This is a genomic window from Xanthobacter nonsaccharivorans (genome assembly GCF_043194755.2).
GTDB lineage: Bacteria > Pseudomonadota > Alphaproteobacteria > Rhizobiales > Xanthobacteraceae > Xanthobacter > Xanthobacter autotrophicus_G.
In genome coordinates this window covers 2,820,339-2,836,422 of the sequence record NZ_CM195526.1, presented here as the reverse complement: position 1 = coordinate 2,836,422, position 16,084 = coordinate 2,820,339, and the positions used below count along the sequence as shown (strand labels likewise).

Genomic DNA, 16,084 nt, shown 5'->3' with positions numbered 1-16,084 from the left:
AGGGGGATCTGGTGTCGGGGTGGGTGACGCGGGCTTCCGTGATGGGGCCCCGGGGGCGATTTGTCGCACTCTGGTGTCTCGGCGCCGCCGAAGCCGTCCTGGTCCCGCCAGCCTCGAGGGCCGCATGCGCGCCACGCCGCCGGTCCTAACGGCAGTGGTATTCAGGTCCCTGGGCCTCGACACGCTCCGCCGCCTTCGCTAGAGCACCGGCAGCCGGCCGGCCCCGGGGCTGGCCTGTCTGCGCGGCGCCCTCGCCGGAAGGTGGGCGCCAGAACATCCCGCGGAACGCCGCTGCGCGGGCGGCAACACCTTCTCTCCGCGCCCGCCCCGCGCCCTGCGGCGCCCGCGGGGCGCTGAACCCGGAGGATCCATGTACAATCCCCACGTCAAGATCCCCCTGGTGCAGTCGCTGGCGTGGTCGTTCCAATGGTCGGCAGCCGTGGTGCTGCGCCATCCGAAGGTTCTGGCAATCTATGTGGGCGCGGGCGTCGTCTGCGCCTTCCTGTGGTTCGTCGCGCCTGGCGTGGGCAGCATCCTCGACTTTCTCTATACGCTGGCGCTGATTCCCCTGGCGCTGCTCACCCACAATGAGATCCTGCGCGGCCCCTCCCATCTCGATGCGCAGACCCTGGGCGAGGGCTATGGCCGGGTCCTGGGATATCTTCTGGATGTGGTTGTGCTCGGCGTGGTCGCCGCCCTGAGCGCGATCGTCCCGGCGCTGCTCATCAGCCTCGCCTTCATGGAGCAGTCGTCGAACTACATGAGCACGGGCGCCGCGCTCCTCCTCTTCGGGGTCATCGTGGTCGCGATCATTGTTGCCACCTCCCGCCTCGCGTTGCGGCTTCCGGCGCGGGCGATCGGCAGCCTCATCTCGTGGCGCGAGGCCTGGAGCATGGGCGAGGGCCACATGCTGGCCCTGTGCGCGGGGCCGATCGCGATCGCGCTTGTGTTCAGCGTGGTGTTGGGGGGCGCCTATGCCCTGCTGCCCAATTCGATGGAGGCCCTCGTCTCCATGCTGGTATCGCCCGCCCAGGTGATCGTCACCTGCGCCTTCCTTTCGGTCGCCTACGGCCAGCTGCGGCAGACGCCGGCTGCCCCGCCCGCCGCCGGAAAGGCTGCCGACTGAGACACGCCGGTCGCCGGCGGCCCCGACGGGTGGTCGCCGGCATCTCGCCGTAATCATTGTGCATTCCAGCCGCCCGCGGGACGCGCTATAGCGGGCCGTTGCTTCCTGGATCCGCCCATATGAACGCTCCGGCCGGCATCGGCCTGCAGCTCTGTGCCACCTTCTTTTTCGCCATCATGTCCGCGCTGGTGCGGGTGGTGGCGCAGGATGTGCCGAGCGGCCAGATCGTCTTCACCCGCAGCCTGTTCGGCCTCATCCCCGTGGCGGTCTGGATCGCCTGGAACGGACGCATGGGAACGGCCCTCATCACGCGCACGCCGCTGGGCCATGTGGTGCGCGGGCTGGTGGGGGTGACGGCCATGTGGATGGCCTTCGCCGCGCTCGCCTTCATCCCGCTGGCCGAGGCCATCGCGTTTTCCTACGCGACCCCGCTCGTGACGGTGGTGCTCGCCGCCATCCTCCTCGGCGAGCGGGTGCCGGCTCATCGCTGGGAGGTGCTCATGGTGGGCCTCGCCGGCATTCTGCTGATGCTCTGGCCGTCCTTTTCCCACGCCACGCCGGGCGCCAGCCGGGCGCCGCTGATCGGCGCCGCGCTGGCGCTCGCGGGTGCCGTGGGTGCCGGATTCGCCATCACCCAGGTGCGTCACCTCACGCGCACGGAAACCTCCGAAGCCATCGTCTTCTATTTCTCCCTCGTGGCGGCGCTCGCCGGGCTCGTCACCGCGCCGTTCGGCTGGGTGATTCCGGATGGGGCCACCGCGCTGGTGCTGGTGGGCATGGGGCTGGCCGGCGGCGTCGGGCAGATCTGCATGACGGCGGCCAATCGCTACGCTCCGGCCTCCCTCGTTGCGCCGCTGAACTACGCGACACTCCTGTGGGCCACGGGCTTCGGCATCTTCATATTCGGCGAGTGGCCCGACCCGCTGGTGGCGGCGGGCGCCGGGGTTGTGGTGGTCGCCGGACTCGCTCTCATCTGGCGCGAGCGGCCGGGCGAGCGGAGGGCGAGGACGCGGGGGCCCGGGGAGGGCGACAGCCCAGACCCCAATAATGCTGCGTCGCAGAAAGAAAATTCGGAACAATCCACCGGGGGCGCGTCTTTACCCAACGGTGCAGATGCATCGGATGAAGGTACTACTGTAAATCAGGGCCTTTCGCCCAAAGCGGCCTCGGGGTGGCGGTAAGTGGGTAGATTTGAGGCGGCAGTTGGGTTTGCGAGGGTATCGGACACGGGCAAAGGGTATTTTCGTGTTGCGACGCCGAAGGCCTTGTGGTACACAATGCTTACCTAATCGGAGTGCGGACGATGGCTAAGATTTCTACCGTGAATATGGCGCTGCGTGGGGCTGCGGTTGCCGGTCTTCTTTTTGTGAGTGTTGCCCCGTCCCAGGCAAGCTGGCTGGATCGGTTCTCTACGCTTCGCGGTGGCAATTCCACTTCGGCTACGGCTCCGAACCCCTCGGGTCCTTCCTTCCCGTGGATCATCCAGTGGCGCGCTTACAAGTATGACCAGAAGCTCTCTCGCTTCTTCGGTCGTCCGGTGAGCCCCTTCTGCCGCTTCTTCTGCGGCTGATACTGCGAAATTTTCGCATTCCGATCTTGATTGGACCCGTTTCGGTTTTCCGAAATGGGTCTTTTCTTTTTTGGCATCCGGTTTTGGCATGCGATCATCTGCGGCGCTCTCATGGATGCCTCGCGGGGGCGCGCATGCGTTCCGGTCCTGCCTTCATCTAGGTCGCAAATGCGGCCCGTCCGGTCGGCGGATAGAGCTGTAGTCCCGATTCCGGGAGTTCTGGCTTGCTGAACCGGGCAGTGGCAAGCCCGGCCCCAGTCGCGGTGCGGGGGCGCGCCTTTGGGGCCTGCCGGTTCCTTTGCCCAGCCCCTCTTCGCCCAAAGGTGGATGGTCGGGGCGGATCATCCGACTCGCGTCGGCCGCTTGGGCTGCGAGCGCGCTGCTTGCGGCGCGCCACCTTGTTCCGCCTGCGGGGAAATCAGAAGAATCGATGCCGGCCGCCGTTCCCCGGCCGCCGTTCCTTCGTGCGGCAGGCGGGCAGCCGGGCGCTCAGCGCTCCACGAAGGCCTTCTCGATGACGTACTGGCCGGGCGCGGACTGGCTTCCCTCGGCGAAGCCCCGCTCCTCCAGCAGCGCCACCATGTCCTTCAGCAGCTGCGGGCTGCCGCAGAGCATCAGCCGGTCTTCCTCCGGGGAGAGCACCGGCACGCCGATGTCGGAGAACAGCTTGCCCGAGTTGATCAGGTCGGTGATGCGGCCCTGGTTGCGGAAGGGCTCGCGCGTCACGGTGGGGTAATACACCAGCTTCTCGCGCACCTCGTCGCCCAGGAACTCGTGGTTGGGCAACTCCTTGGTGAGGAAGTCGTCATAGGCGAGCTCGGCCACGGTGCGGGTGCCGTGGATGAGAATCACCTTCTCGAACCGCTCGTAGGCCTCCGGGTCCTTCACCACGGAGAGGAAGGGCGCGAGGCCGGTGCCGGTGGACACGAGGTAGAGGCGCTTGCCGGGCAACAGGCTGTCCTGGACCAGCGTTCCGGTGGGCTTGCGGCCGACGAGGATCTTGTCGCCCACCTTCAGGTGCTGGAGGCGCGAGGTGAGAGGGCCATTCTGCACCTTGATGGAGAAGAACTGCAGGTCCGGCTCGTAATTGGCGCTGGCCATGGAATAGGCGCGCAGCAGCGGCTTTCCGTCCACCTTCAGGCCGATCATGGTGAACTGGCCGTTCAGGAACCTGAGGCCCGGGTCCCGGGTGCAGGTGAAGGAGAAGAGGGTGTCGGTCCAGTGGCGGACGCTCGTGACGGTCTCTTCGTTGAAATTGCTCATGGCGCGTTATCCGGTCTCGGCAAGCGGGGCCGGGAGCGCTGGAGCAGGCGAACGGCCACACAAAACTCAGAGCCGGATCCGGTCAGATCAACGCGATCCAAGCGGCGAATCCGTCTCTAGACGTGAAAAGGAGAACGTGTTGTCCGATCAGCTTGCGATGCACGTTGATCGACGCGTGCTCCAGGGAAATGCGGGCGGCACCCTACAGGATGCTGCCGCAATGCAAAAGTGCGACGGCGTGTCGTCGGCTGCAAATCCCGGCCGGACGCGGACCCGAGCGGCGCATCGCCTGCGCGGCCACCACGCACCCGGCTTTCAGGAGCGATGGGCGGGAACCCTCAGGCGCTGCCCTCGGCGAGGCGTGCGAGGTAGCCGCCATAGGTGGATTTGGACAGGGCTTCCGCCCGCGCCTTGAGCTGGGCGCGATCGATGAAGCCGGCGCGGAAGGCCACCTCCTCCGGCGAGGCGATGCGCAAGCCCTGCCGCTTCTCGAGGATCTGCACGAACTGGGCCGCCTCCACCAGCGAATCGGGCGTGCCGGTGTCGAGCCAGGCGAAGCCGCGGCCCATCATGGAGACCTGAAGCTCGCCCATCTCCAGATAGGCCTTGTTCACGTCCGTGATCTCGATCTCGCCGCGGGGGGACGGCTTGAGATTGGCGGCGATATCCACCACCCGGTTGTCGTAGAAATAAAGCCCGGTGACCGCGAGGTTGGACTTCGGCGCCTTCGGCTTCTCCTCCAGGGAGAGCACCTTGCCCGTGGCGTCCATCTCCACCACCCCGTAGCGCTCGGGGTCCTGCACCGGATAGCCGAACACCGTGGCGCCCTTCTCGCGGGCGGCGGCCTGGGCGAGCAGCTGCGGCAGGCCATGGCCGAAGAAGAGGTTGTCGCCCAGCACCAGGGCCACCCGGTCGGAGCCCACGAACGCGCGGCCGACGATGAAGGCGTCCGCGAGCCCGCGCGGCTGATCCTGCACCGCATAGGTGAGGTTGATGCCGAACTGGCTGCCGTCCTTCAGCAGCGCCTGGAACAGAGGGGCATCGTGCGGGGTGGTGATGATCAATATGTCCTTGATGCCCGCCATCATCAGCGTGCACAGGGGATAATAGATCATCGGCTTGTCGTAGACCGGCAGCAGCTGCTTGGAGACCACGAGGGTGATGGGGTGAAGCCGGGTGCCGGAACCGCCGGCGAGGATGATGCCCTTCACGATGCCTCCACGGGGGACTGCGCCTTGGCCGTCTCGGCCAGGAGCGCGTCTACCACCTCTTTCACGCGGGTTTCCCAGGCCGCCGCACGCACCCCGAAGGTGCGCTCGAACAGGTCGCTGGCGAGCTCCGAATTCTTCGGGCGCCGGGCCGGGGTGGGATATTCGGCGGTGGTGATGGGGGCCACCTCCACGTTGCGGCCGGTGTGCGCGGCCGCCGCCGCCACGATGGCGCTGGCGAAGCCGTGCCAGCTGGTCGCGCCCCGGCCGGCGAAATGATAGGTGCCCCAGCGCGCATCGCCGCCGGCAGCCGCCTCGGCCACCTTCAGCACGGCGGTGGCGAGGTCGCGGGTGGCCGTGGGGCAGCCGCGCTGGTCGCTCACCACCTTCAGCAGGTCGCGCTCGCCGGCAAGCCGCAGCATGGTCTTCAGGAAATTGTTGCCATAGACGCCATAGACCCAGGAAGTGCGCACGATAACGTGCCGCTCGTGCGCGGCGCGCACCGCCGCCTCGCCCGCCGCCTTGGTGCGGCCGTACACGCCGATGGGGGCGATGGGGTCCGCCTCCACATAGGCGCCCTTCTTGGTGCCGTCGAAAACATAGTCGGTAGAGACGTGGATGAGGGGCGTGCGATAGCGCGCGCAGCGCTCGGCGATGAGGCCGGGAGCGAAGGCATTGATGCGCCCGGCGATCTCCGGCTCGCTCTCCGCCTTGTCCACGGCGGTGTAGGCCGCGGCGTTGATGAGCGCGTCCGGCCGGGCCGCCTCGATGGCGCGGGCCACCGCGACGGGATCGGAAATGTCGAGGGCCTTGTGGTCGAGGCCGGTCAGCTCGATGCCACGCTCGGCGGCAAGCGCCGTCACCTCGCGGCCGAGCTGCCCGGCCGCGCCGAAAAGAAGAATCCGCATCACGATGCGAGCCCCAGCCGCTTGGCCGACGCGCCGGCCGGCGCCTTGTCGCCCGTCGCCGGCGTCTCAAGACCCAGGCGCTGGCCCTTGTAGCGTTGGCGCAGCGGCTCCCACCAGGCGCCGTTGTCGAGATACCAGCGGATGGTCTTGGCGAGCCCGGTCTCGAACGTCTCGCGCGGGGACCAGCCCAGTTCCCGGTTCAGCTTGGTGAAATCGATGGCGTAGCGCGCATCGTGCCCGGGCCGGTCGGTGACGAAGCGGATGAGGCTTTCGCGCGGGCCGATGGCGGCATCCGGCACCATCTCGTCGAGGATGGCGCAGATGGTGCGCACCACATCGATGTTCCGCCGCTCGGAGGCGCCACCCACATTATAGCTCTCGCCCGGCGTGCCCTGCGTGGCGATGAGCACGAGGGCTTCCGCGTGGTCCTCCACGAACAGCCAGTCGCGCACGTTCTCGCCCGTGCCGTAGACCGGCAGCTCCGCGCCTTCCAGCGCGTTGAGGGTGACGAGGGGGATGAGCTTCTCCGGGAAGTGGTAGGGCCCGTAATTGTTGGAGCAGTTCGACATCACCGTGGGCAGGCCGTAAGTGTGGAACCAGGCGCGCACCAGATGGTCGGACGAGGCCTTGGAGGCCGAATAGGGGGAGTTGGGCTGGTAGGGCGTGTCCTCGCGGAACAGGCCCTCGGCCCCGAGGCTGCCGAACACCTCGTCGGTGGAGATGTGGTGGAAGCGGAAGGCGGCCTGCGCGGGAGCGGGCAGGGCGCGCCAGTAGCGCAGCGCCTCCTGCAGCATGGTGTAGGTGCCCACCACATTGGTGGAGATGAAGTCGCCCGGCCCGTCGATGGAGCGGTCCACGTGGGATTCCGCGGCGAGGTGCATCACCAGCTCGGGCGCGAAGGCCTCCAGCGCCTGCCGCACGGCGGCGGCGTCGCAGATGTCGGCCTTGACGAAGCGGTGGCAGGGACTGTCGGCGACCGGGGCGAGGGAGGTGAGGGTGCCGGCATAGGTCAGCTTGTCGAAGGTGAGGACATCGTGCCCCTCCCTCACGAGATACCGCACCACAGCCGAGCCGATGAAGCCCGCGCCGCCCGTCACCAGAACCCGCATGCCGTCACATCCTTAAAGGTCCGCGCCACTCACGCCTGGTAGACGAAGGGGCTGTCGAAATCCTTGAGCCGGGGCAAAAGCCGGTCCTTGTCGGACAGGATCCTGTCGCCGTGGCCGAAGGTCCAGTCGATGGCGAGGTCCGGATCGTCCCAGATGATGCCGCGCTCGCTCGCCTTGTCGTAGACCGCGTCCACCTTATAGGCGACGCGGGTCGCCGGGGCGAGGGTGCAGAAGCCGTGGGCGAAGCCGTGCGGCACGTAGAGCTGCTCGCCGCCCTCGGCGGTGAGGCGCGCGCCGACCCACTGCCCATAGGTGGGCGAGCCCTTCCGCACGTCCACCGCCACGTCGAAGATGGCGCCGGCGAGCACCCGCACCAGCTTCGCCTGGGCGAAGGGCGGTGCCTGCATGTGCAGACCGCGCACGGTGCCGGCCAGCTCCGAGAGGGATTCGTTGTCCTGCACGAAGTCGGCGGCGATGCCGTTGGCCGCATAGAGCGGCTTCACATAGGTCTCGCTGAAATAGCCGCGTGCATCGCCATGCCGCTTGGGAGTGGCGAGGACGACGTCAGGCAAGGCGAGGGGGGTGAAGGCTGTCATGGCGCGCTTCTAGAGCAAGTCCAGCAGAAGTGTGAAACGGTTTTGCACCCGGACTTGCGCAAAGACAAAAGTCTGGGGCGTTTTTTGAGCGGGATGGATGCCGGTTCGCACCAAAACAATGCGTCCATCCGGCCGTCCCGAGCGGCGTCTGTGCCCCCCGGGCGAAAGGATACCTCCCCGGGCCTGCGTCGCCGTGGCGGGGACGTCAGGCGTCGTTCGGCTGCTCTTCGGGGCGGCCGGCGAGCCAGGTGGAGAGGTCGTCCGGCGTCAGGGGACGGGCGAAGTGGTATCCTTGCGCGGCATGGCAGCCGAGGGCTCGCAACAGGTCCACCTGCTCCTTTGTCTCGACCCCTTCCGCCACCACCGTCATGCCCAGGCTGTGGCCGATGCGGATGACAGCGGTGGACAGGGCCCTGGCGTTCTCGTCCTGCTCGATGGAAAGCATGAAGCTGCGGTCGAGCTTCAGCTCGGCGATGGGCAGGCGGGAGAGGGCGCTGAGGCTGGAATAGCCGGTGCCGAAATCGTCCATGGCGATACGCACGCCCAGCGCCTCGATGGCCCGGGCGGTGGCGAACGAATTGGGGTGCTGGTCCATCATCACCCGCTCGGTGATTTCCACCCGGAGGTCCGAGGGCTGAAGGCCGTAGTGGTGCAACGTCTCGACGATCATGTCCACGATGTCGCCGTTGCGGAAGCTGAGCGGGGAGAAGTTGACCGAGACGTGCGGCACCGCCACCCCCGCCGCGCGCCAGGCGGCGATCTGCCCGCAGGCTTCCTCCACCCCCCACCGGTCGATCAGGTCGATGAAGCCGTATTCCTCCGCCAGCGAGATGAAGCGCGGGGCGGGCACGTCGCCATAGATGGGATCGCGCCAGCGGGCCAGCGCCTCCACCCCGTGCAGCGCGCCCGTGGTGAGCCAGACCTGCGGCTGGTACACGAGCCGGAGCTTCTTGGCCTGGATGGCTTCGCGCAGGGCGATGGACAGCACCAGGCGATCGTGCGACCGGCGGTTGAGATCCTCGGTGAAGAAGCGGAACCGGCCCGGCCCCTCGCGCTTAGCCTCGTGCATCGCGGTATCTGCGTGCTTCAGCAGCGTTTCCGCGTCCGCCCCGTGGTCGCCGAACATCGCAATGCCGATGCTGGACGACATGGTGAGGTTCAGGTTTTTCGTCTCGATGGGGGTAGAGAGGTATTCAAGGAGGCGGCGGCCAATGCGGGCGGCGTCCTCGATCCCGCAGGCGCGCAGCAGCACCACGAACTCGTCACCGCCCGCGCGGCCCACCGTGTCGCCCTCGCGCAGCTGCACGGTGAGGCGCCGCGCCGTCTCCACCAGAATGTGGTCGCCGCTGGAATGGCCGAGCGTGTCATTCACGTCCTTGAAGTGGTCGATGTCCACGAACAGCACGGCCAGCGGCTCGTCCAGCTCGCGGGCGGCGGCGATGGCGTCGCAGAGCGTGTCGATGATCTGGCTGCGGTTCGGCAGGCCGGTCAGGGTGTCGATGCTGGCGAGCCGGGCGATGCGGCTCTTGGTCTCGAACCGCTCCAGGGCGATGGCGCACAGGTCCGAGCAGGCGGAGACGATGCTCTCCAGCCAGGACGTCGGCCGATGCTCGCTGGAGAAATAGAAGGCGAACGTGCCCGCCACCTTGCCGGTCCGCAGCTTGATCGGGATGGACCAGCAGCCGCTGATGCCGGCCGGGACGCTGGACAGGTCGAAATCTGCCCAGAGCGGGCTGGTGAAGAGATCCTCCACCATCACCGGCTCGCCGCGATGGATGGCGGTGCCGCATGAGCCGCAGGTGGGGCCGACGGGCAGGCCGTTGACCTTTTCCGTGTAGCTCGCCGGCAATTGCGGGCCGGCCACCACCTTCAGGCAACGGTCTTCCGTCACCGTGATCACCGAGCACTGGACGCCGGGCGACAGGCTCTCCACCCGGCGGCAGAGCAGGTCCATGATCTCGTCAAGGGGAGAATCCGCGGCAAGCTCCGCCAGCACCTCGCGCTGCAGATCCTCGACCAGGCGCGTGCGCGACACATCCGCCAGCACGGCGACGACGTGTTCCAGCTCGCTGCCCTTTGGATCGAAGACCGGCGTAATGTTCGCGGTCACGAGGATGTCCTTCCCCGATCTGCTGCACAGACGCACATTCTCTGCGAAATCTCTGCGTTCGGCGATGCATTTTTCAATGCGGCCCCAGGTGCTGTCGCGCGATGTCGGGGAGAGAGGCAAGCTCCGAAGGTCCTTGCCTACCATTTCGTCCGCCGCAGGGTCGAGGAAGTCCCGGAAGGACCGGTTCGCGTACAGGATGCGGAAGCTGGAATCGGTGATCGCCACCCCCCTGTCGGTCTGATCCGCAAGAAGGTGAAGCATCTCCATCCGCTGGAGGCCCAGCGGCGGGGCTGGTTGGGTGCGAACGAAGGCCAGGTAACACTCCTCCCCGTCCAGGACGGTCCGCGACACCGACAGCAGCTTCCGGGCGTCGGCCCCCGTCGCCACCAGAATATCCAGCCCCGAGCTCAAAATCTGCCCGACCGAAGGGTCCGCCTCCGCCCCTGGATACGAGATGAACGGAATCTTGCGCAGGTCGCTCCCCACCAAGCGCCCCTCGCGGCGGTTCCAGGCCGCCAGTGCGGTGGCGTTGCCGCCGGCCGCCAGATGATCCTCGTCAACGATTACCAAAGCGTTCGCCCCGGCTTCGGGGGCGGCAGGACGTCCGTCGGCGACGGGCTTGCACATGGCCGCGGCTCCTCGCTCCTGCGACGCCTGGGACGATCCCGCCGAACCGTTCCCGCGCATTCCTTAGCGGCGAAACCGGCTGTCCCATGCCACGCTTAAGCTTCAGCTTACCGTCATCGGTGGCCTTGTACAGGTGTATCAAGTCGAACCCATCACTGGGGAAATCCCTGAGATACTTAAGAGGGTGTCGCATTTCTCCACAGCCGTGACGGGAAACCATGAAAACACGGCTGCGGCCGCGAGGCTGCCCTCCCTGCGACACAATGGCGTGAGGGAGCCGCAAAACAAGACGCCCGGCCACAGGGGCCGGGCGTCAGATGGTATCGCCGTGTTGGGTGGGCGGGGTCAGTAGAGCCCGCCGGTGCTCGCGCGGACAGGCGCCGCCGTCGCGGCATCCGGCGCATTGGGGTCGCCGCTGGTGTAGCCCACCACGGAGTAGCCGCCGTCCGGCGGCGCGGTGCCGGGCTTGAAGGCCTCCAGGATGGTGCCGTCGCCGGGGCCGGAGCGCTGGCCGCTCTTGCGGTCGATGCGCACCAGCTTGATGCCGGCCGGCACCCGGAAGGGAATGGCCGGGCGGTCGGCGATGGCCACCTTCATGAAGTCGCGCACTATGGGGGCGGAGACGAGGCCGCCGGTGGATCCCTTGCCCATGGCCTTGGGCTTGTCGTAGCCGAGGTACACGCCCACCACGACTTCCGGCGTGAAGCCGATGAACCAGGCGTCCTTCTCGTCGTTGGTGGTGCCGGTCTTGCCGGCGATGGGCTTGCCCAATTCCTTCAGCGCCGTGCCCGTGCCGCGCTGCACCACGCCCTCCATCATGGAGGTGATCTGGTACGCGGTCATGGGGTCGAGCACCACGGGGCGGCGGTCGATGAGGGTCGGCTCCGGCTGGTTGTCCCACTTCTGCGCCTCGCAGCCGCGGCACTCGCGTTCGTCGTGGCGGAAGATGGTGTGGCCGTACCGGTCCTGCACGCGGTCGATGAGCGAGGAGGTCACCTTGCGCCCGCCGTTGGCGATCATCGCGTAGGCGGTGGTCATGCGCATGAGGGTGGTTTCGCCGGCGCCCAGCGAGAAGGACAGCAGCGGCGGCATGTCGTCATAGATGCCGAAGCGCTTGGCATACTCGGCGATGATGGGCATGCCCACGTCGTTGGCAAGGCGCACGGTCATCACGTTGCGCGACTGCTCCAGGCCGAAGCGCAGGGTCTGCGGGCCGTAGAACTTGCCGGAGTAGTTCTCCGGCCGCCACGTGTCCTGGCCCTTCTGCTCCAGCTCGAACGGCGCGTCGATGACGATGGTGGAGGGGGTGTAGCCGTTGTCCAGCGCGGTGGCGTAGACGATGGGCTTGAAGGACGAGCCCGGCTGCCGCATGGCCTGGGTGGCGCGGTTGAACTGGCTCTCGTCGTAGGAGAAGCCGCCGGACAGGGCGAGCACGCGGCCGGTGGTGGGCTCCATCACCACCATGGCGCCCTCGACGCCGGGGATCTGGTGCAGGCGCCACTGGCCGTTGCGGTCGGCGATGGGCTCCACATAGACCACGTCGCCGGGCCTCAGGATCTGGTTGATGGCACGCCGGGTCCACTTGAAGCCATCGGCGGGGATGAGGCCGATCTCGCGGTCGGTGGAGCGCTGGCCGGACCGCTGGCGCGACGGCTGGAGGCCGATGCGGGCATTGTCCTTGTTCACGTCCAGCACCACGGCGAGGCGCCAGGGAATGTCGCTGAACTCACGCACCTCGCCGAGCTTGATGCCCCAGTCCTCGCCGGCGATCTCGATATGGGTCACGGGCTTGCGCCAGCCGCGCTCCTCGTCGTAGCGCACCAGGCCGTCCATGAGGGTCTTCTTGGCCAGCACCTGCAGCTTGGGATCGAGCGGCGTGCGCACCGAAAGGCCGCCCGCATAGAGCTTGCTCTCGCCGTAGCGCTCGTAGATCTGGCGGCGCACTTCCTCAGCGTAATATTCGGCGGCGAAGATCTGCGCCCCCGAGGCGCGGGAAGCCACCTCGATGGGGGTCTTCTTGGCGGCCTCGCCCGCCTGCGGGGTGACGAAGCCGTTCTCCACCATGCGGTCGATCACCCAGTTGCGGCGATCGGTGGCGCGGGCGCGCTCGCGGAAGGGGTTGTAGTTGGACGGCGCCTTCGGCAGGGCGGCGAGGTAGGCCACCTCCTGCACGTTCAGCTCGTCCACCGACTTGTCGAAATAGACCAGCGCGGCGGCGGCAATGCCGTAGGCGCCCATGCCCAGATAGATCTCGTTGAGATACAGCTCGAGGATGCGGTCCTTGGAATAGGCGCGCTCGATGCGCAGCGCCAGCAGGGCTTCCTTGATCTTGCGGTCGAGGCTGCGCTCGTTGGTCAGGAGGAAGTTCTTCGCCACCTGCTGGGTGATGGTGGAAGCGCCCTGGGCGCGGACGTTCTTGCCGTAATTCTGAGCGAAGGCCATGCCAGCGCGGAAGATGCCGGTGGGATCGATGCCGCCGTGCTCGTAGAAATTCTTGTCCTCGGCCGAGAGGAAGGCCTCGATCACCAGCTTCGGCACCGACTGGATGGGAATGTAGAGCCGGCGCTCCTTGGCGTATTCCGCCACCAGCGAGCCGTCCGCCGCATGCACGCGGGTCATCACCGGCGGCTCGTAATTCTGCAGCTGGGAGTAGTCCGGCAGGTCCTGGGAATATTTCCAGACGACGTAGGTCGCGCCCGCCGCGCCGGCGAGCGCCAGCAGCGTTCCAAGCGCGAACAGGAAACCCAGAAACCTCAGAATCAGCCGCATCTCGCCGGTTCCCTCCGCCCGCGTTTCCGCGCGCCTGCCTGTCCCCGCGCCCGCTCGCCCTTGCCGAGTCCGCGCCCTGAAGGCACGCCAATAGCGTGTCTTCGCCGGCCTGCGAAGGGCTCACATTGCGGAAGGCCGGCGCCGATGGCAACCGGCCACCGCACCGGCAAACGCCGGATTCGTCGCCGCCTGACGCTGGGCAGCGGCGGCGGCACCGGCTGGCTATGGGGGGAAAACGTGGCCGCTTCGCGACGGCACCGGCCCTCAGGAGGGGAAAACCGCGCCGCCGCTGCGTGAAAAGCCGTGCCGCTCACACCGGCTTGAGGAGCACGTGCTTCTTCTTGCCCAGCGACAGCTTGACGACGCCTTCCGGGGTGAGGGCCGCCGCCGTCAGCTGCGCCTTCTCGTCGCTTACCGCCTCGTCGTTCACCCTGAGGCCGCCGCCCTTGATCTGGCGGCGCGCCTCGCTGGTGGAGGCGACGAGCCCGGCCTCGACGAACGCGTTGGCGACGGGCAGGCCCGCCTCCAGCTTCGCCGCCGGCACCTCGATGGTAGGCAGGTCCACCGCCAGCGCCCCTTCGGCGAAGGTGGTGCGGGCGGTTTCCTTCGCCTTCTCGGCGGCCTCCCGGCCGTGCAGGAGGGCGGTCGCCTCGGTGGCGAGCACCTCCTTGGCGATGTTGATCTCCTGGCCTTCCAGCGCGGCGAGGCGGGCGATCTCGCTGAGCGGCAGCTCGGTGAACAGCTTCAGGAAGCGCTCCACGTCCGCATCGCCAGCGTTGCGCCAGTACTGCCAGTATTCGTAAGGCGAGAGCAGGTCGGCATCGAGCCACACGGCGCCGCCGGCCGTCTTGCCCATCTTTGCTCCGGAGGAGGTGGTGAGCAGCGGCGTGGTCAAGGCGAACAGGTCGGCCCCGCGCATGCGGCGGCCGAGCTCCATGCCGTTGACGATGTTGCCCCACTGGTCGGAGCCGCCCATCTGCAGGATGCAGCCGTGGCGCTTGTTGAGCTCCACGAAGTCGTAGGCCTGCAGGATCATGTAGTTGAATTCGAGGAAGGTGAGCGGCTGCTCGCGCTCCAGGCGCAGCTTCACCGAATCGAAGGTGAGCATGCGGTTGATGGTGAAGTGCGGCCCCACCTCGCGCAGCAGGGGGATGTACTTCAGCTCGTCGAGCCAGGCCGCGTTGTTCTCCATGATCGCGCCGCGATCGAAATCGAGGAAGCGGGCGAACACCTTGCGGATGGAGGCGATGTTGGCGCCGATCTGCTCGTCGGTGAGCATTTTGCGCGCCTCGTCCTTGCCGGAGGGGTCGCCGATCTTGGTGGTGCCGCCGCCCATGAGCGCGATGGGGTTGTGCCCCGTGCGCTGGAGCGTGCGCAGCATCATGATGGAGAGCAGGTGGCCGGCATGCAGGCTCGATGCCGTGGCATCAAAGCCGATATAGGCGGTGATGGGCCCTTCCGCGGCCTTGGCGTCGAGGCGCTCGAGGTCCGAGCACTGGTGGATGTAGCCGCGCTCATGGAGCGTGCGCAGGAAGTCGGAGCGGAAGGTGGGAGAGGTCATCACGCAGATTCAGGCTTGAGGCTGGCGCTCACGCGCCGGAAAGGTGCGGTGGTGTATCAGGTCCGCGCCAAGAATGCATGGGGCGAGATTGGGGGGCGGGCGATGCGCGTGGTGGGGCTCATGAGCGGCACGTCCATGGACGGCATCGATGCCGCCCTGATCGAGACCGACGGAGAAGAGGTCTTCTGGCTCGGCGCCGCGCTGACGCAGCCCTATGACGCGCCCACCCGCGCGCTGCTGGTTCAGGCCATGGAGGATGCGCGCGGCCTCAACCACCGCACCGACCGGCCCGGCGTGCTGTGCGACGCCGAGGTGCGCATCACCGATCTCCATGCCGAGGCGGTGCTGCGGCTGCTGGAGCACTTGCGCCTCACCCCCGGCGATATCGACCTCGTGGGCTTCCACGGCCAGACGGTATTCCACCGCCCCGACGCCGGCCTCACCGTGCAGATCGGCGTGGGTGAGCGCCTCGCATGTAGCCTTGGCGTGCCGGTGATGGCGGATTTCCGCGCGGCCGACGTGGCCGCCGGCGGGGAGGGGGCGCCGCTGGTGCCGGTGTTCCACCGCGCTTTGGTGCAGCGCCTCGCCTTGCCGCAGCCGGTGGCGGTGCTGAACGTGGGCGGCGTCGCCAACGTGACCGTCATCGACGGCGATGCCCCGCCCATCGCCTGCGACACCGGGCCGGGGAATGCGCTGATCGACGATTTCATGTTCGCCCGCACCGGTGTGCCCTGCGACGTGGACGGCCAGACGGCGGCGAAGGGGACGGCGGACGAGGAGCGCGTGGCCCAGGTGCTGGAGCACCCGTTCTTTGCCAAGCCGCCGCCCAAGTCCCTCGACCGCAACGAATTCCGCCGCTTCGTGGCCGAGCGGGCGGGACTGTCCGGCCTCTCGGCGGAAGATGGAGCGGCGACGCTCACGGCGCTGACGGCCGCCACGGTCGCCGCGGTCGTGCCGCTGCTGCCGCGCCCGCCCGCGGTCTGGATTGTCGCGGGGGGCGGCGCGCGGAATCCAACGCTTCTCGCCATGCTGGCGCGCCGGCTCGGGGCCGAGGTGCGCACCGCCGATGCGGTGGGCTGGTCCGCCGATGCGCTGGAGGCGCATGCCTTCGGCTTCCTCGCCGCCCGGGCGCTGAAGGGCCTGCCCCTGACCTTTCCCACCACCACGGGCGTGGCGGTGCCCATGACGGGCGGGGTGCTGTTCCGGCCCAAATGAAAACGGCGCGCCGAAGGGCGCG

12 protein-coding genes are annotated in these 16,084 nt (G+C 67.8%); 4 read left to right on the top strand and 8 right to left on the bottom strand.

What is annotated here, in order from left to right; genetic code table 11:
* Positions 1-370 precede the first annotated feature (370 nt).
* From V5F59_RS13000 to V5F59_RS12990, 3 genes are all read left to right on the top strand, one after another.
* Complete coding sequence (locus tag V5F59_RS13000) at positions 371-1,126, top strand: hypothetical protein (RefSeq protein WP_393978015.1); 756 nt, start codon at positions 371-373, stop codon at positions 1,124-1,126.
* 119 nt (positions 1,127-1,245) lie between these two features.
* Positions 1,246-2,307 carry a DMT family transporter gene (locus tag V5F59_RS12995; RefSeq protein ID WP_393978013.1) on the top strand — a complete coding sequence of 354 codons (1,062 nt, stop codon included), beginning with the start codon at positions 1,246-1,248 and terminating at the stop codon, positions 2,305-2,307.
* A gap of 122 nt (positions 2,308-2,429) precedes the next feature.
* Complete coding sequence (locus tag V5F59_RS12990) at positions 2,430-2,696, top strand: hypothetical protein (protein WP_393978011.1); 267 nt, start codon at positions 2,430-2,432, stop codon at positions 2,694-2,696.
* A gap of 489 nt (positions 2,697-3,185) precedes the next feature.
* On the opposite strand, the gene V5F59_RS12985 is transcribed toward V5F59_RS12990, so the two are convergent.
* From V5F59_RS12985 to tyrS, 8 genes are all read right to left on the bottom strand, one after another.
* Positions 3,186-3,959, bottom strand: coding sequence for a ferredoxin--NADP reductase (locus tag V5F59_RS12985; RefSeq protein ID WP_393978009.1), 774 nt, complete (start codon positions 3,957-3,959; stop codon positions 3,186-3,188).
* A gap of 338 nt (positions 3,960-4,297) precedes the next feature.
* Positions 4,298-5,170 carry a glucose-1-phosphate thymidylyltransferase RfbA gene (gene rfbA / locus V5F59_RS12980; protein ID WP_393978007.1) on the bottom strand — a complete coding sequence of 291 codons (873 nt, stop codon included), beginning with the start codon at positions 5,168-5,170 and terminating at the stop codon, positions 4,298-4,300.
* Complete coding sequence (gene rfbD, locus V5F59_RS12975) at positions 5,167-6,078, bottom strand: dTDP-4-dehydrorhamnose reductase (RefSeq protein ID WP_393978005.1); 912 nt, start codon at positions 6,076-6,078, stop codon at positions 5,167-5,169. Before rfbD ends, rfbA begins: the two co-directional genes overlap by 4 nt.
* Positions 6,075-7,184 (bottom strand): dTDP-glucose 4,6-dehydratase, encoded by a 1,110-nt coding sequence (gene rfbB, locus V5F59_RS12970; protein WP_393978003.1) that lies wholly within the window; start codon positions 7,182-7,184, stop codon positions 6,075-6,077. Before rfbB ends, rfbD begins: the two co-directional genes overlap by 4 nt.
* A 29-nt stretch (positions 7,185-7,213) precedes the next feature.
* Positions 7,214-7,780, bottom strand: coding sequence for a dTDP-4-dehydrorhamnose 3,5-epimerase (rfbC, locus tag V5F59_RS12965; protein WP_393978001.1), 567 nt, complete (start codon positions 7,778-7,780; stop codon positions 7,214-7,216).
* A 205-nt stretch (positions 7,781-7,985) separates the two neighbouring features.
* Complete coding sequence (locus V5F59_RS12960) at positions 7,986-10,517, bottom strand: EAL domain-containing protein (RefSeq protein ID WP_509211095.1); 2,532 nt, start codon at positions 10,515-10,517, stop codon at positions 7,986-7,988.
* Between the two features lie 345 nt (positions 10,518-10,862).
* Positions 10,863-13,286 (bottom strand): penicillin-binding protein 1A, encoded by a 2,424-nt coding sequence (locus V5F59_RS12955; protein ID WP_393977999.1) that lies wholly within the window; start codon positions 13,284-13,286, stop codon positions 10,863-10,865.
* A 310-nt stretch (positions 13,287-13,596) separates the two neighbouring features.
* Positions 13,597-14,847 (bottom strand): tyrosine--tRNA ligase, encoded by a 1,251-nt coding sequence (tyrS, locus tag V5F59_RS12950; RefSeq protein WP_393977997.1) that lies wholly within the window; start codon positions 14,845-14,847, stop codon positions 13,597-13,599.
* Positions 14,848-14,949: 102 nt separating this feature from the next.
* Between tyrS and V5F59_RS12945 the strand changes: the two genes are divergently transcribed.
* Positions 14,950-16,062, top strand: a complete 1,113-nt coding sequence (locus tag V5F59_RS12945; protein ID WP_393978596.1) for an anhydro-N-acetylmuramic acid kinase — start codon at positions 14,950-14,952, stop codon at positions 16,060-16,062.
* Positions 16,063-16,084: the final 22 nt, after the last annotated feature.

Bases quoted from the DNA above. Each gene is read 5' to 3' on its own strand.
- V5F59_RS13000 (WP_393978015.1), top strand. From the start codon at position 371: ATGTACAATCCCCACGTCAAGATCCCCCTGGTGCAGTCGCTGGCGTGG.
- V5F59_RS12995 (WP_393978013.1), top strand. From the start codon at position 1,246: ATGAACGCTCCGGCCGGCATCGGCCTGCAGCTCTGTGCCACCTTCTTT.
- V5F59_RS12990 (WP_393978011.1), top strand. From the start codon at position 2,430: ATGGCTAAGATTTCTACCGTGAATATGGCGCTGCGTGGGGCTGCGGTT.
- V5F59_RS12985 (WP_393978009.1), bottom strand. From the start codon at position 3,959: ATGAGCAATTTCAACGAAGAGACCGTCACGAGCGTCCGCCACTGGACC.
- rfbB (WP_393978003.1), bottom strand. From the start codon at position 7,184: ATGCGGGTTCTGGTGACGGGCGGCGCGGGCTTCATCGGCTCGGCTGTG.
- rfbC (WP_393978001.1), bottom strand. From the start codon at position 7,780: ATGACAGCCTTCACCCCCCTCGCCTTGCCTGACGTCGTCCTCGCCACT.
- V5F59_RS12960 (WP_509211095.1), bottom strand. From the start codon at position 10,517: ATGTGCAAGCCCGTCGCCGACGGACGTCCTGCCGCCCCCGAAGCCGGG.
- V5F59_RS12955 (WP_393977999.1), bottom strand. From the start codon at position 13,286: ATGCGGCTGATTCTGAGGTTTCTGGGTTTCCTGTTCGCGCTTGGAACG.
- tyrS (WP_393977997.1), bottom strand. From the start codon at position 14,847: ATGACCTCTCCCACCTTCCGCTCCGACTTCCTGCGCACGCTCCATGAG.
- V5F59_RS12945 (WP_393978596.1), top strand. From the start codon at position 14,950: ATGCGCGTGGTGGGGCTCATGAGCGGCACGTCCATGGACGGCATCGAT.